Annotated in this window: 7 protein-coding genes and 5 pseudogenes; 5 read left to right on the forward strand and 7 right to left on the reverse strand. The window is 58.2% G+C overall.

The genetic code is table 11. The features are described 5' to 3' along the window. Nucleotides 1–621, forward strand: a 621-nt coding sequence (locus tag ABIB00_RS37700; RefSeq protein WP_354107855.1) for a Mu transposase domain-containing protein, incomplete at its 5' end; no start/stop codon positions are given. Nucleotides 622–636: 15 nt separating this feature from the next. Then, nucleotides 637–1,398 (forward strand): IS21-like element helper ATPase IstB, encoded by a 762-nt coding sequence (gene istB, locus ABIB00_RS37705; RefSeq protein WP_354107856.1) that lies wholly within the window; start codon nt 637–639, stop codon nt 1,396–1,398. 507 nt (nt 1,399–1,905) lie between these two features. On the opposite strand, the gene ABIB00_RS37710 is transcribed toward istB, so the two are convergent. From ABIB00_RS37710 to ABIB00_RS37735, 6 genes and pseudogenes are all read right to left on the reverse strand, one after another. After that, entirely contained in the window at nt 1,906–3,306 is a 1,401-nt protein-coding gene (locus tag ABIB00_RS37710; protein WP_354107857.1) for a CapA family protein, read from the reverse strand. A 284-nt stretch (nt 3,307–3,590) separates the two neighbouring features. Then, entirely contained in the window at nt 3,591–4,748 is a 1,158-nt protein-coding gene (locus tag ABIB00_RS37715) for a dipeptidase (protein ID WP_354107858.1), read from the reverse strand. A 570-nt stretch (nt 4,749–5,318) separates the two neighbouring features. Beyond that, nucleotides 5,319–6,158, reverse strand: coding sequence for a 2OG-Fe(II)-dependent halogenase WelO5 family protein (locus ABIB00_RS37720; RefSeq protein WP_354107859.1), 840 nt, complete (start codon nt 6,156–6,158; stop codon nt 5,319–5,321). Further along, nucleotides 6,136–7,407 carry a diaminobutyrate--2-oxoglutarate transaminase gene (ectB, locus tag ABIB00_RS37725; protein WP_354107860.1) on the reverse strand — a complete coding sequence of 424 codons (1,272 nt, stop codon included), beginning with the start codon at nt 7,405–7,407 and terminating at the stop codon, nt 6,136–6,138. The genes ABIB00_RS37720 and ectB overlap by 23 nt, the downstream gene beginning before the upstream one ends. A 563-nt stretch (nt 7,408–7,970) precedes the next feature. Continuing rightward, a complete protein-coding gene (locus tag ABIB00_RS37730; RefSeq protein ID WP_354107861.1) occupies nt 7,971–8,324 on the reverse strand; it encodes an NAD(P)-dependent oxidoreductase in 354 nt (117 codons plus the stop codon). Between the two features lie 947 nt (nt 8,325–9,271). Beyond that, a pseudogene (locus ABIB00_RS37735) lies at nt 9,272–9,513 on the reverse strand (IS256 family transposase); the annotation flags it as partial. A gap of 242 nt (nt 9,514–9,755) precedes the next feature. Here ABIB00_RS37735 and ABIB00_RS39270 point away from each other — a divergent pair. Next, nucleotides 9,756–10,979: pseudogene (locus ABIB00_RS39270) on the forward strand (IS110 family RNA-guided transposase). A 211-nt stretch (nt 10,980–11,190) separates the two neighbouring features. Here ABIB00_RS39270 and ABIB00_RS37760 read toward each other — a convergent pair. After that, nucleotides 11,191–12,218 (reverse strand): annotated as a pseudogene (locus ABIB00_RS37760) (IS110 family RNA-guided transposase). Nucleotides 12,219–12,356: 138 nt separating this feature from the next. Here ABIB00_RS37760 and ABIB00_RS37765 point away from each other — a divergent pair. Both ABIB00_RS37765 and ABIB00_RS37770 read left to right on the forward strand, forming a co-directional pair. After that, nucleotides 12,357–13,912: pseudogene (locus ABIB00_RS37765) on the forward strand (ISL3 family transposase). Nucleotides 13,913–14,053: 141 nt separating this feature from the next. Beyond that, a pseudogene (locus tag ABIB00_RS37770) lies at nt 14,054–15,073 on the forward strand (IS110 family RNA-guided transposase). Nucleotides 15,074–15,952: the final 879 nt, after the last annotated feature.

Here is a 15,952-nt window from a genome sequence, read left to right on the forward strand (position 1 = left end):
CGGGCCGAACTATTCGCCGAGATCGACCGTCCGAAGCTGGGGGCGCTGCCGGACCAGCCTTATGTCTTTGCACGCTGGAAGCGCTGCCGGGTCGCCCCCGATTATCACGTCGAGATCGACGGCCATTGGTATTCCACCCCTTACCGCCTGATCCGTGAACTCGTCGATGTCCGCGTCGCCGGCAAGACCGTCGAGATCTTCCACAAGGGCCAGAGGATCGCCAGTCACGCCCGTGCGCCCAACCGGCGCGGCCATACCACGATCGCCGATCATATGCCGAGCGCGCACCGCCGCTACGGCAAGTGGACGCCCGCAGGGCTGATCGCCGCCGGCGAGAAGATCGGTCCATCGACCGCGGCGTTCTTCCAGGTCGTCATCGAGGCCCGGCCGCATCCAGAGCAAGGCTTTCGCACCTGCCTCGGCATCCTGTCGCTGGCCAGGAGCTACGACAATGCGCGCGTCGATGCGGCCTGCCGACGGGGCATCCTGATCAAGGCTCGCTCCGTCGCCTCGATCCGTTCGATCCTCAAGAGTGGCCTCGATCGCGCTTTCCTTGACGAGACGTCCGACCACCAGCCCCTGCGCCACGGCAACATCCGCGGTCAGGGCTATTTCCACTGAACCATGGAGACCTCAATGCTGACACATCCCACCCACGAACGGCTGATCACGCTCGGCTTGACCGGAATGGCCAAAGCCCTGGAGGAGCAGCGACGTTCACCGGATCTCGATGCCCTGTCGTTCGAGGAGCGCGTCGGACTGCTGGTCGATCGCGAAGCCGCCGAGCGCGACACCAAACGTCTCACCACCCGCCTCAAGTTCGCCGCGCTGCGCCAGAGCGCATGCGTGGAAGACCTCGATTGGCGCACGCCACGCGGCATCGACCGCAGCGTCTTCGCCAGACTTATCGGCGGCGACTGGATCGACCGCAACGAGAACCTGCTCATCACGGGGGCAACCGGGCTCGGCAAAAGCTGGATTGCCTGCGCCCTCGGCCACAAGGCCTGCCGCGACAATCGTTCGGTCCAGTATCAACGCGTCCCGCGCCTGTTCGAGGCACTCGCCCTCGCTCGCGGCGACGGCCGATATGGCCGCATGCTCAAAACCCTCGGCCGCGTTCAACTCCTGATCCTCGACGACTGGGGCTTGTCGGTTCTCAATCCGCCCGAACGGCGCGACCTTCTGGAGATCCTCGATGATCGCCACGGTCGCGCCTCCACCATCGTCACCAGTCAGGTCCCCGTCGAGCATTGGCACGAAATTATCGGCGACCCAACCCTCGGCGACGCCATCCTGGATCGCCTCGTTCACAACGCTCACCGCCTTCAACTCACCGGAGAAAGCATGCGAAAGAAGAACGCCCGCAACCAAACTCTTGACGCAAACTCAAACCCCTGAACCAATCACCATGTCGGTCAAGGCGGCCGCTCACGATCGCGCGAAATACCTGCTCACCATCGCGTGAAATCGCCGCTCACCATCAGCGAAATGCGCACTCGGCAGCGAACTGCCGATCCAGCAGGTTCGCGGGCACCATCCCGACGCGCGCCATACGGTCGCTGGCACGAAGCTGGCTTTCGCCCTACCGCCGAACTCCCCGCAATTGAGGGATGCGGCGCTAGAAGAGCGGTTCAGTCAGGCAGTAATCCCAACCGCGAAACCCCCAGCGCATCGAATAGCCATGCCTTCAGTCAGATCGTCCGTGCTTCGCCATGAAGCCGAACTTCATATCGCGTCTTTCGCGAGGTAAAGCTGCGGCTTCCAAGAAACACCCGGATTGTAGTTGCCTGGAATGGCCTGCAACACGAGGCAGCGATTTGGCCCCGCGCTGAAGGTTAGCGAGGAAGCGGCTGCAATATTGCTGCTCATCGTGGTCTGCACCCCGATTTTTATAGCTCATGCCGGCTAGGGTGATCTGGGCCGCAGGCTGATGAAACCAATCCCCTTTTCAATCACGATCTGTGTCCCAAATGGTTTTGAGAGCCTCTGTAGGCGCTCCAGAATGGCTTTCGCCTGGGGCGTAGCAGCGAGTCGAGGAATGCCCCTATCGGCGAACCTCTTTGAATAACCGAGTTCAATAGGATAAAGTCGCAATTCGGCAAGCTGATTCTTTTCAAATTGGGCAACCGTGACGATGCTCTCATAATAGATTGGGGCGGAGAGCGCACCTATGAATCCTGCTGCCGTCGGATATCCCTTTGCTTCCTCGTCGACCGTAACCTCGGCGTCCGTAGCGATCCTTGGATCCTTATCGTACACCGCGAACATGTCAGCTCCCACGGGGGTTCGAAGGTCGTCGTAGATGAAATTCCCTAGGCTGTAAAAGATCGGCCTTCCCTTGTAGATCTCGATGCCTCGCAACTGGTGTGGTCCGTGTCCGACATAAGCGTCCGCTCCAGCATCAATTAGACTCTGCGCAAAAGACCTTTCGTAATCGGGCGGTTCCTGGCTCCAACTACCAGGCTCGTGACCGTGGTTTGTGACGATGCAGAAGTCAGCAAATTGTTTGCCCTGACGAAGGTTTCGGAGAATATCGGCGACGTCGCCTGGGTGGGGTACGTAGCGGTAACAGACATCCTCTCCAGCTTCGTATGACGTTCCGGCAAGCACGACTAGATTTGGATCTCCTCGGTGGGCCCTGGGATCGGGCAGCGCATCACGTACCCGTCTCAAGCTCTCGAGCATATCCGCCGGAACTACGATACTTCGAGCCAACCGAAGGGCATTGAGCCCGGGTCTCCCTGGGGCTTCCCCCGCGGGATTGCACGCACGCGACATCGGCGTGAATGTTGAAGCAAACGACAGCAACGCCACCCGACCGCGTGGCGTCTCGAGAAAGCGAGCAGCGCCGGCTTGGGCGAGATTTTCGCCGACACCTGCATGGATTATTCCATTCTGATCGAGCGCTCGGCTCGTCTCGCGCATCCCCGCAACTCCCCAGTCAAGCGAATGGTTGTTCGCGCGGCCCATGATCTTGAATCCCATCGCCTTCAGGTCAGGTCCGACCGCTGGCAAACTAATGTGATAGGCGCCGCCATACTCAGCTTGAGGGCTTCCATCGAACGTTCGAATGTCCAGAATGAGGCTTTCCATATTGCCAAAGGTGACATCGGCGTCCTGAAGGATCTTGATGATCTCCCCGAAGCTAACATCTTGGGTTTTCGTGAGAGATCGCGACGCAATGACATCGCCGACTGCCACTATCGTAAACTCATCAGCGACGTTGGTTCTGATCGAACCGACGATATCATAGCCGCCATCCCGCGGGGTTGGGTCATCATCGTTTTCGTGTGACTGATTTTCCATGAACTTTTCACTCCAGTGCCATCGAAGACACAATGTTCGGAATGGCAAGGCCAAAACGCTAGCTGTTACCCAAATCAAACAAGCTGGCCAACATGCCTCATCCGCTCGACGCAGCCCTCGGTTTAGCGCCCGCGCGACAGCATTGCCGCAGCTAATATTTCCGGCATACTGATGGAGGCGGTCTGGGCCGACACGGTCATCATCGCGCGGAGCGCCTTCTACTCTTTTGGTTTCTTCGGCTGCCAGCGCCCTGAAAAGTCGGTTTCGACACCGCCCTATGCCCCTTATCCACACACGTCCTGGAAGACACGAATGAAATTGGCACCGAGAATGCCCGAAATTTGCACATCACTATAGCCGCGCGAGACCAGACCGCGCGTTATATTTGGAAAATCGCGATAGTCATCGAAACCGGTCACCGTTTTGGGGTTCGCGAAACCGTCCTCGGGTCCGAAACCCGATGCTAATAGATGCTCAGCTAAGAGGGCATTCCCCAACTCCTCCGGCGCAGCAAACGGAAAGTCTGATCCAATGCCGACATGCTGCCAGCCAACGAGGTTTGATACATGATCGATATGATCAAGCACATGCTCGATGCTCGGCTGGTCTGCGTGTGTCAAAAAATTGGGCAAGCAGTATATCCCGATGTATCCGCCCTTTTCGGCAATGTGTTTTATTTCATCATCCGTCTTGTTCCGGGCCGCTTCGTATATGGAAAAGCAACCTGTGTGGGATGCCACGACGGGCTTTGAGGAAATCTTGCATGCATCTACAGTCGTCGATCGCCCGCAGTGGCTAATATCAACGATGATACCGATGCCATTCATACGATCGATGAAGGACTTTCCGAATGAAGTTACTCCGCAGTCCGTGCGGTCGGTGCAGCCTCCACCGATGTAGTTAACAGAATTGTAGGTCAACTGCAGCATTCGCATACCCATGCCGTGATACGCATCCAGACGACAAATGTCTCTTTCCAGGGCCTCGGAGCTTTGACTGCTGATGAAGGACCCAAGCAACTGCTCCTTCTTCATCTTGGCAAAGTCGTTTGCAACCAGGATTTTTCTTAGCCAGGGGAAGTAATCAAATTGCCTCTGCAGAAATGAAAATGAAGCGAGCACGGAGGTACAGTCCGTACCAGAGAGTTCCTTATTAGTAACGGTCAATCCGGAATCTCGCCAACTCTGCTCAAGATCTGGCAATTCCCCTCTAAGCGCGAACCAGGTGGGCATGGCCCAAGTTTCGCTGAGTGCTCGCGAAGAATCGCGATGCGCAGAATATTTCGTTTTTAGAATGTTGATCATTTCAGGAGTGAAAGATCGTTTCCCACAGGGACCCTGATGTGTTGTGTCTACGATAATTGCCGCCCCATGCAGACGATGGGCGCGCCTTTCTTGCTCTGGATCGAGGGGAAAATCGTATTTACCGAATACGTCCGCCATGGCTATTGTCTCCCGAGAAACCGATTGTTCGTATGCAGTTGCGTGCCCACGTGCAGCGTCAACCCACCGGAGTGCAAGCTGTTGCAAGCCGCTGGTTTCCAACCAAGAGCACACGGTAGAGGTCGTTCCGATTGAGAAGCCAATCCAGCTAGCGCCGAGGCCTATCTTCAAACGGACGTAGTTGAGCGAAAAGCCCAGAAGCCGGCACCGATCGCGGTGAAGAGAAGCGGCGGCGCGTGCCCTGGAGTCCGCGCAGGCCGCCCGCCGCATGCTCTGCATAGCAGCATGAATAGAGAAGCTAGTTCGCAAGGACTCGGCGATAACTGTCAATCCACTTCCGTGCGCTCTGCGACCAGACGGCCGGGGCGTGTGCGGCGGCGGCCTCGCGCGTCGGCCGCTCCGCATCAGCCAAACAACCTGCTCCCGACCGACGGCGTAAGCTTGACAGCTCTCATGGATGTTCATCCGGCTCCTCTCGAGGTTTGCTGAAACTTCGACAACTTCAGTTTCCCAACCGGGTCCGGATGGCCCACTATTCAAAGCTCGCAGTTAGCTGATGCGATGCCACCTTTAGGTCCACCAGAGTACAAGATCCGGTCGCGCAAATCCTAAGAAGCAGTTCAGCAGAAGGCGACGCTTTCCGCTGCCCGATTGTTGGGTGACCCCATGAACGAAACCGCCGTCGATCAAGGCGATATCTCCTGCCTTTAGCTCGATGTCCTGATAAGGAACGGCCTCAAGATAGCCGGCCGAGTAGGGGTATCCTGTTGTTTCCAAGCCCTGAGACTTTCGATCAGCGACTGTCGGCTTATGGCGCCAGATCCGGAGATTGCCCCCTTCTTGGGGCATGCTGGGATAGAAGTTGAGCGCTACGACGGTGTTGTGGGCCACCGCTGGAAGTTCCTCGTTTGCGGCACAAAGGACCTGAGCGACGTCGTCGTGAGGTTCCAACGTGTACATGCCCGTGCCGGACCAACAGAGAGCGCGACAAATATTGGCCTCACCGTGCGCCGAACGGGCCAACCGCAATTCGGTGCCCTGATCGTGAAGCTCACGCTTCAATGCGTCGAATAATCCGCGGACCGGATCGACCAAACTGCCAAAAAGGGCTCCGACGAACGGTCGCGCGTTTGCCGCGTCCGCAAAATAGCCAACTGCATCCTTCCTGTAGTGGGATGCGCCGACATATTGTCCGGGAACGCCATCTTTCCGCTCCTTTAGGCCGGCATTGCGGGCAAAGTTCGCGGTGATTGCGTCGGCTACCTCGATACTGAAACCTTGTCTAATGTGCAGGCTGGTGACCTCACCTTTTAGGACCGAGATAATATCAGCGGTGCTGATTGAGCCGGTCCGTTCTTTCATCGTAAGAGGCGAGATCGCTGGCCCTTTAGATACTTCTGCAGTCATCATTGGCTTGCTCCTGTAGTGCGTTATTGAGAATGGCGATAGCGCGATCGAGTTCGCCATCGGTGATTGTTATCGGCGGGAGGACTTTGATGACGTCGCGATTAGGTCCGGAAGATTCGATCAGCAGGCCGTTCTCGAACGCGATATCGTGCACACGGCCGACGACGTCCTGTGAACGGAACTTGAGGCCAGTCATCAGCCCACGGCCACGCTTTTGTTCAACGACTTTTGGAAATTTTTCAACCAAGCCATCCAGGTGTGTTTGCAGCTTCAGGGTTGTCCGCTTGACGCTTGCAGTAAACAGCCTGTCGGACCACATTTTGCACATGGCCGCCGCCGTCACGAAGGCGACATTGTTGCCTCGGAAAGTTCCGCTGTGTTCTCCCGGGCTCCATATGTCTATTTCGGGACGAATCAAAACAATGGAGAGGGGATTACCAGACCCGCTCAGAGATTTGGAAAGACACACGATGTCGGGTTCGATTTTCGCAAACTCAAACGAGAAAAAATCGCCCGTTCGCCCAGCACCTGCCTGAATGTCGTCGACGATCAAAAGGACGCCGTGCTTGCGACAACTCCGTTGAATTTGTGCGAGCCAAGCTGCGGATGCGGTGTTCATGCCGCCTTCTGCCTGGATGGTCTCCAGAATGATCGCGGCCGGCTTTTCTATGCCGCTCCCTGGGTCGCCCAGCACGTAGTCGATGTAACTTGCGGAATCAAATGCTTGGTTTGGATAGCCGTCGTAAGGGACGCGGATCACATCGTGCCGAGCCACTCCACCCAACTCCCTCGTCGACGCCGAACCTGATACTGCCAGGGATCCGAGCGACATGCCATGGAACGCATTCGTAAAAGCCATGATACTCGAGCGGCCCGTATATTTTCGCGCCAGGGCCAGCGCCGCTTCGTTAGCGCTTGTCCCGGTCGGCCCTGGAAACTGTATCTTGTAAGAAAGGCCCCTGGGTTTCAGGATAGTAGCGACAAATACTTCAATGAATTCACGCTTCGCCGCTGTATACATATCAAGCGACAAAAGAATATTTCCGCCGGCAAGATATTCAATTGCTGGCGCGATAATGTTTGGATTGTTGTGTCCATAGTTGAGTGCACCGGACCCCACAAGGAAATCGATATAAGTTTTACCCGCCTCATCGTGGAGTGTTGCCCCGAGGGCCTTTGTGAAAACCGTTGGAAACGACCGTCCATAGCGACGGACGTTAGACTCATAAGCGACGAAGGCATCGGTATTCATCCTAGGAGCCCATCTGCGAGTTGGCACTGCCTTCAGCGAGACAGCGATTGTTGGCGAGAGGTGTTCTTCAACCGGAGTCGGCGCGGCAAGTCACGACGACACACTGCCGGCTGTTGATTTGATCAAAGCAAGTTTATCACGGCATGCAGTGGGCTCCGAGTGCGTAGAGCGATGGCGATGCGCACTGAAAAGGCGCGCACGGTACGAATGGACCGCCATATGCAAGACATCGCTCCCCCAGCCGGGCTTAATTCTCGGGGGCTCGAGAGCTGGAGAACAGTGTGGCGGCTCGCGAATCTCCATGGCGTTCTCCTCCGCAACTCAGTTTTTCATCGACCAACCACGCTTCTTCCAGACTACGTAGAGGGCGGATCACACCGGGGCCAGGGCATGCACCCGCTCCGGGCGGGGACTTATGGTGTGTAACGCGCATCTCGTGGAATGGCTTAGGTCACTTACCTAATAAAAGACCAACAGCGAACCTACTAAGGCTTGTAGTCTTTTGTGGCGGAGCGTGTGGATCCCGCCATGGTGCGCATTATCGACTTCGGAAATCTGAATCCTCATTGAGCATCTCCGTTTGGAGGGAATAACGGTGTGATCTGCCAGTCTACGGTTCGGTTCGGTCCCTTAGGCTTAACATGGATACACTGCATTGCTATCGCGGAGCCGGTGCGCTTCGTGCCGAGCACTGTCATCCCCGCGCCCTTGCCGCGGCGTGCGATGGCGGCCCCGATCGAGCCAAGCCCGACGACGCCGAGCGTTTTCTGCGAAATCGGCGGCACCGGTCGCGTGTGCCATTCCTTGCGAGACTGCTCTTGCATGAAGCGTGGGAAGTCCCAATGCATCATACCAATGCCCGTCATTACAAAATCTGCGATGGAATCACCATGGACACCCCGAGCATTGGTGACCATGAGATCGCGGATACGGTTGCAAGTCGGCAAAATCGCGTCGATGCCTGCGGAGGTCGACTAGAACCAGCGTAGCCGACGGGCCTTGTCCAAGACTTGAGGAGGAAAATCGATGCCGGAGCCCACAATAACATCCGCATCCCCCACTTGGGATTCTAGCGACGCAGTATCCTTGGCGCTCAAGATGCGCAAGCCGGGAAAGCGTTCACGGGCGAGGCGAGCAACCTCGGAACCATGGACCAAGACAGTGACGGCGCTGCTGTCGAAAGATGTGGAGGGTGTCATCACCAACTCGTCCTTGTTACTCGAGTAAACCGAAACGTTTTTTGAGCAGTATCGCGCCGTGCACTTACCTCAGCCGCACAGGTGATGAACACCTCGGAAATCAATGCACCTTCTCCTGTCGTTGGAAGCTCGACCTGTTCCCGATCCGGGCTCGACGATATCATCCGCAAACTTGCATTCTGCTGAGAGATCGGGAATTGACCAATGTGGCCTGTTACAGGCCGCAATTCTGCGCATTGTCGGCAGAAGATGAAGCTTTAACCGCCCCGGGCGCGTAAGCTGACCCAAGGAAGCGTCATGCAAAGCCTAGCCGGATGCACTCCCAGATAATCGCGGATGCTTCGACGAAGCGCCAAAGCCATGCCGGCCCTGCTCGCCGCACATTTAAGGGCCCTAACTCGCGCCTGGCTAGAGCCTGTGTCCGCCTCTCTGAGTCAGGCCCTGAGGACGTCTGGCGATCCTGTATACGAAGGCGTCGCTTTGCTTCAGAATGTCCAAGCCACGCATTCGCGCTGCCATGCGCCAGCAGACCCAACTAGCGACACTCGTATTCATGTTCAAAGTTGACGCGCTTACCCCATAATCATCCTCTGACCATGCACGACACTGTGTGATGGACGGATTTGCGAGAGCTATAGCCAAATTTTGGTGATGGCCGGAGCCGGTCAGGCGGCGGCGGTTATGGGCTGACGGTCGGTCGGCTTGGCGATGACCTCGATCCCATCGTTGAATGTCACACCGACAGCCAGTTTTGGCAACTGTTGTAGCCCTCGATACGGCGCCAGCTTTTCTGCGCGGCCTCGACCAGCTCGAAGAGCATCGCGAGCGCCGTCCTATTGGGCAGGCTGCCCTTCGATCGAATGGTGCGGTGGCGCACGGTACCGAAGGCGCTTTCAATGGGATTGGTAGCTGGTATGAGATTTTTCGGTGCCAAGATTCCGCTGCGGTGTTCTGCATCGTGGCGTATGGTGCGACCATCGGGACAGAGGCGGCGCCGGGACCACGATGTGCGGGCAAGCCGATGCATACGATGAGCCCAGCTCGAGTTAGTAGCTGGCCGACTCTGCGACTCGTCCGGTTGCGCTGGGAGCGCGAATCCGTAGTTGTCGTGTCGCCCGCAGCTCCCGTCATATCAAGCAGGAGGTGCAAATGCGACGGGTGATTGGCGTCGACGTCAGCCGAACTTTCGGGGAGGTGGTGTTTTGGGAGTACGGCAAGCTCCAACATGCGGACCGGGTTGATATGACACGGACAGCGTTCGAGGGATTTTGCAAAGCCCTGCTGGCCAGTGATGAGGTGGTGCATGAAGCGACTGCCAACAGCATGGTGGCGTCGCGGGTTCGCAGGTGATTATCGCCAATCCGCTGCAGGTGAAGGCGATCGTCCAGACTCACGTCAGAACCGACAAAGATCGATGCTGGCACACTCGCCAGTCTGCAGGCGGCCGGGTGCCCGCAGATCTGGACGCCTGACGCGGAGACCGAACGCAAGCGCAGGCTGGTGGCGCGGCGCTATCAGGTCGTGCGGCATCGCACGCGGCTCAAGAACGAGGTGCATTCGATCCTCCACGCGCACCCGATCCCGATGTGCCCGCATGCCGATCTTTTCAACGCCCGCGGGGCGTGGTTGGCTGCCCAACCGTTGCCGGACGATGAACGCGCAGCGATCGATCGGCACGTCCGTGAGCTTGACCGGTTGTCGGAAGACCTGGGCCCTGCGAGATCGCGCAGGATGCCATGGACGATCCCGCGGTCAACAGGTTGATGACAATCACCGGCTTCAATCTCGCGGTCGCCGTCAGGATCGTAGCCGCGATCGGCGACATCGGCCGGTTCAACAGCCGCAGAGGCTGGTGAGCTATTTCGGGCTGAACCCGCGGGTGCGGCAGTCCGGGCTGGAGCGGCCCACCACGGCCAGTATCAGCAAGATCGGCCGCAGTCATGCGCGCGCCATGCTGCTCGAGGCGGCCTGGGCAGCGGCCAAGGCGCCCGGTCCACTGCATGCTTTTTCGTGGGCATCCGAGCCCCGCGCCGCCATCAGATCGCCGCGGTGGCCCTGGCTCGCAAGCTCACTGTGCTCTGCTGGCAGTTGCTGACTAAGCGCGAGGATTACCTGTGGGGGCGGCCACCGCTGGTCGCCAACAAGACCCGCGCGATGCAACTTCAAACCGGACATCCACAGCAGAAAGGTAGCCGCCGCGGACCAGCCTATGCCTACAACATCAAGGCGCTACGCGACCGCGAGATGGTGATTGCCGCCCAGGCGGAGCAAAGCTACAAACGGTTCGTTGTCATTCGGCTTGCAATATTGGCTCTGACTCGTATGTGGAACGGCCCGGGCTGCAAGATCTTTCTCTTGTTGAACAAGGGATGACGGTGCGGTCATATGTTCGGCCTGTGAAGCGGCGCCTGGCCGCTGGCCACGATGATATCCGCGGAAGCAATCGCCCAATCAATTTCTCGCGCTCGAAGCGCAGTGAGTCAGGCGGTCTGATTGCTACCGGGAATGTCGTCATTCGGGGTTCATCCAGATTTGCACCTTGCCGCCTCGGCAGCCTTCTTCTTCCGCCGGAGAGCTCTTAAGATTAGGTTTTCAGCATTGCAGCCGCCGCCTGATAGACGCCGCCTCTGACCAGCAAGGCCCAGATGGTGCGCGCGATCTTATTGGCGAGCGCCACTACGACCTTGACCGGCCGTCTTTGCAGCATGGTCCGAATCCCGAGCGGGACTTTCAACCCTCGTTTAGCCAGCTTGATGATTGAGGTCGCACCAACGATCAAGAGCGTCCGTAGGTGCCGATTTCCACGCTTTGATATCGCCCCGAGCCTTTCTTTCCCGCCGCTCGACTGTGCCCTCGGTGTTAACCCCGTCCAAGCCGCAAAATCTTGTGCAGTCGCAAAACCGCGAGGATCCGAGACCGATGTCCGAACGGTAGCGGCGATGAGAGGACCGACGCCCGGAATGCTCATCAGGCGCATGGCATCGGGGTCCTGTCTGACGCCAACCGAAATCTCTCTGTCGAGCTTCTCTATGCGGGTTGTAAGCAGCTCAATCTGTTCAGCGAACTGGATCAGGGCAAAGCGGGCGGCGCCGGGGATCCTATTGTCTTTTCATCCCGGAGAAGTACCAGGAGTTTTGCGATGCTTGCCATGCCTTTTCCGGCGATAATGCCCAATTCGGCCATATGAGCACGCAAGGCGTTTGCAGTCTGGCTGCGCTGCCTCATCAGCATCTCTCGCGTTCGCAAAATCATGCTGGCTGCTTGTTGTTCGGCAGTCTTCACCGGCACGAATCGCATTGTCGGGCGGGTGACCGCCTCACAAATGGCTTCAGCATCCGCCACGTCGGTCTTGTTTCGTTTGACGTAAGGCTTCACGTAGGCTGGCGGCATGATGCGGACAGAGTGGCCCAGCGCCGCGATCTCGCGTGCCCAGTGATGTGCACTCGCACAGGCCTCCATGCCTACTAAGCAAGCTGGTAGGCTCCGAAAGAAGGGCAGAACCTGGGATCGCCGCAATGTGCGACGAACCAAGACTTTCCCGTTTTCGGCGATGCCGTGAACTTGAAAGATCGACTTGGCCAAATCCAAACCCAGTGTGATAATCTTCTCCATGGAACGGTCCTTCCTTTGTGGCGCCTCTCTGCGCGACCACGTTAGGCACTTTTGATGCCGGTTCGAAGGGCCGTTCCACACCATCATTTCTGATGAAGTTCGCCGGCGACTGTGGTTCTTCAACGGAGAATCGGCGCCATGCGGACAGGCTTTCGAATTTCATCGCTCGTACCGAGTGGTTTGGTGTTTGATGGCGTAAGTGATTCAGAGGATTCGGTTATTCTGGCTGTTCGGTCAGAGGCTACGGAGGCCCAGTGCCCTTTGTGCACGACAGCATCGCGCCGAATCCATAGCCGTTACATCCGGCACGTGGCCGATTTGCCATCAGCGGGCAGAAAGGTGCGCCTCCGATTGCTCACGCGGCGCTTCACATGTGAGGTGCCGCATTGCCACCGGCGGATCTTCTCAGAGCGGTTTGGAGAAGACATCGTTCCGGTTCGACGGCGCCGGACGGCACGGCTGGAATACATCTCCATCACTTGGGGTTGGCGCTGGGCGGCCGGCCGGCGGCAAGCTTCGCCAAGCGGCTCATGCTGCCCGTTAGCAACGATACCTTGCTACGGGTGGTCCGCCGGCGGGCGGCGATGCCGACAGATCCATTGCTTGTTGTGGGCATCGATGACTGGGCGTTCCGGAGAAACCATCGATACGGGACGATCCTGTGCGATTTGGAGCGCCGGCGGATCGTTACCCTGCTGCCCGACCGGGAAACTGCGACCGTTCGGGCGTGGCTATCGAAGCACCCAGCGATCAACATTGTGTCGCGAGATCGCGGTGGTGGATACGGCGAGGCAGCAGCCAAGGCGCTGCCGAACGCCATCCAAATCGCCGACCGCTGGCATCTGATGGAAAATGCGAGCGCGCCCTTCCTTGATGCGGTGCGCCGCTCCATGAACAGAATCCGAACCGCAATCGGAGCGACGACGATCGACCCGGAATTGCTGACCTGTGCGGAAAAGCTGCGCTATCAGGGCTATCTGCGGCGCCAGGACAGCCATGCCGTAATTACGGCTCTCGTCAGCGACGGTGTGTCGCTCAAGGAGATCGTCCGCCGCACAGGACATAGTCGCAATCAGGTTCGCCAAATTAGCCGCGGCGGCGGTACGGATATGTTCCGCACCCGTCAAAGCACCCTGGACGGGCATCTGCCGTTCCTGGACGCGCAGTGGTCAGGCGGCTGTCGCAACGGTGCCGAGCTCTGGCGCCGCTTGAAGGGACACGGCTTCAAGGGATCGCTGCGCGTGGTGGCGGAATGGACGACGCGACGGCGGCGTGCCGAGACTATCAGCCATCAACAATTGCAGAAGGTCCCCGCCGCCAGGACGATAGCGCAGCTGATGACGACGAAGCGCGACCACCTAACCAGGGCGGAGACCGTCACGCTTGCGGTCATCGAACAAAACGTTCCTATGCTGGCCGATGCCCAAGCTCTCGTTGGCCGCTTCCACGCGATGATCCGAAGGAAGGCCGAGATCGAGCTCGAACCTTGGATTGAAGAATCCAAGCGGAGCCTCATTGCCTCGTTCGCGAATGGAATCGCCAATGATAAGGCCGCGGTGCACGCCGCTATTACGCAACCATGGTCCAATGGCCAAGTGGAAGCGCAGATCACTAAGCTCAAGCTGGTCAAACGGCAGATGTACGGGCGCGCTAAGCTCGATCTCCTTCAGGCAAGGCTGATTGGCGCGCCATAAAAACAATCACGATCATCGAATATGCGTCAGGGCGAGGGGTCAAAATTTGCAAACGATGACGTAATTGCGGTCGGCACTCGTGGCAGACAACCTCCGTTATCGTGGAGCCCTCGCAATTAAATGATTCGAAGGAGCTCACCCATGAAGCAGTACGTCGGGCTGGACGTCTCACAGAGAGAAACCGCTGTGTGCGTTGTCAACGAGACTGGTCAAGTAATCTTCGAAGGGAAAGCCAAGTCTAATCCTGGTGCCTTGACTGACCTGCTTAACAAACATGCGCCTCATGCCGAGCGTATCGGCTTCGAGACCGGTGCGATGGCGAGTTGGCTATGGCATGAACTCCGCAGGGTTGAGCTTCCCGTGGTCTGCATCGACGCTCGGCATGCGCACGCAGCTTTGTCGGTCCGAATGAACAAGAGCGATCAGAATGATGCGCGAGGGCTTGCCGAACTGGTGCGGGTTGGATGGTATCGAGAGGTAAAAGTCAAAAGTGAGGAAAGCCAGAAGATCCGAGCGATCCTTGTCGCCAGATCTCGGCTAGTGTCCATGCGCCGAGACATCGAGAACCAGATTCGCAGTTTGATCAAGGAATGTGGATTGCTGTTCCCTCGCGCGATCGGCCAACAATTCCGCAACCAGGTCAGCGAACTCTTGGGCGTCGATCATTTGCTTCTCAGCGTGATATCGCCGCTGCTCTCGATCCATGAGAACGTTTGTCAACAACAACGTAAGAGGTCCGCCGGTTGGCAAAGCTGGACGACACGACGCGTCGCCTGATGACGGTCCCGGGGGTCGGTGTCGTGACGGCCCTAACGTTCCGCCACACGATCGATGACCCCTCGCGCTTCCGATCGGCTTCGACGGTCGGCGCCTACCTAGGCCTTACGCCGAGGCGCAGCCAATCCGGCGAAACCGACACCAACGGAAAGATATCTCGATGGGGCGACCGGCTTCTCCGAACTTACTTGTTCGAGGCCGCCACTGTCCTTCTTTATCGAACCAAAAAGTGGTCTTCCCTAAAGGCCTGGGGCCATGAAGCTCGCCAAGCGGATCGGCATAAAGAAGGCAAAGGTCGCCATCGCCCGAAAGATCGCCGTGATTCTCCACTGCATCCGGGTCGATGGCACGTCGTTCGACTGGGGCCAGCCGAAGCCAATCTGATATTTGCTCGCAAGTTCCTGGTCCGGTCCGCCGGACTGGCGATGTCCCGCTGGGACGGTGGTCGTGGTGACCTCGGTCAATCGGCTGGTGGCGGTTCGCCCGCACTCCGCTGCAAACGTTGAGGCGCCCGATCCGGACATCATCATCAGGCGCTCGCGACCTCGGAAAGGACCATGACCCCAGCTACGACATCAACCCAACCCGACGAAGCCGCCAACGACGTCGATTGCCAAGCCCGCTAGGCAATCGTCTCGCCATCCGCGATCGCTCCGTCTCCGCAACCTGATCAGCTCCGATGGAGCAATCGCTACCGGCGTGTCACTGGAGAGAGGAAGAATGGTAGCTTGACAACAAACCGCAATTAAAGGGCCGATTGACAGTTCGTGTCGCAATGGAAAGCGCGGCGGCCAAAACCCGCGCGCAGGCGCCTCAGTCGGGCAGGACAAAATAGGCAGTCCGGTCACGTTTGCAGCCGACGCGTCACGCTTTGCCACGAGGTCGCCCGCCCCCAACAACCATAGTCGCGGCTGACGGCAAGGTCTAGCCAGGCCAGGAACCCAGTCCCGTTCCGCGCCAGCGTGCCGTCGTGCTCGGGCCGCTCAAGGCCAAGCCATGCGGTGGCCGCAAATGCGGCCAGCCTTGACCGCCCCTGCGCGCGGCGGCTGCGAGATCGATGGCCGGGACGGAAGAATGGCCCGCGGCGCAGCCGAACAAAAGAATGGACGTACGCGATTTCTGCAATCGTCATCTCGGTCTTGAAAAAAATCGCTTGTCCATCTCATCCGTCGTCCGCAAGTGTTTCCAGTGCTCGGCCGGGAAGTCGTAGAACGCCAGTAGCGTGTCTCGATCCTTGCTCAGGCAATCGGCGGCCTTCTCGTA

The sequence above is a fragment of the Bradyrhizobium sp. LB14.3 genome (assembly GCF_040547985.1).
Lineage (GTDB): Bacteria > Pseudomonadota > Alphaproteobacteria > Rhizobiales > Xanthobacteraceae > Bradyrhizobium.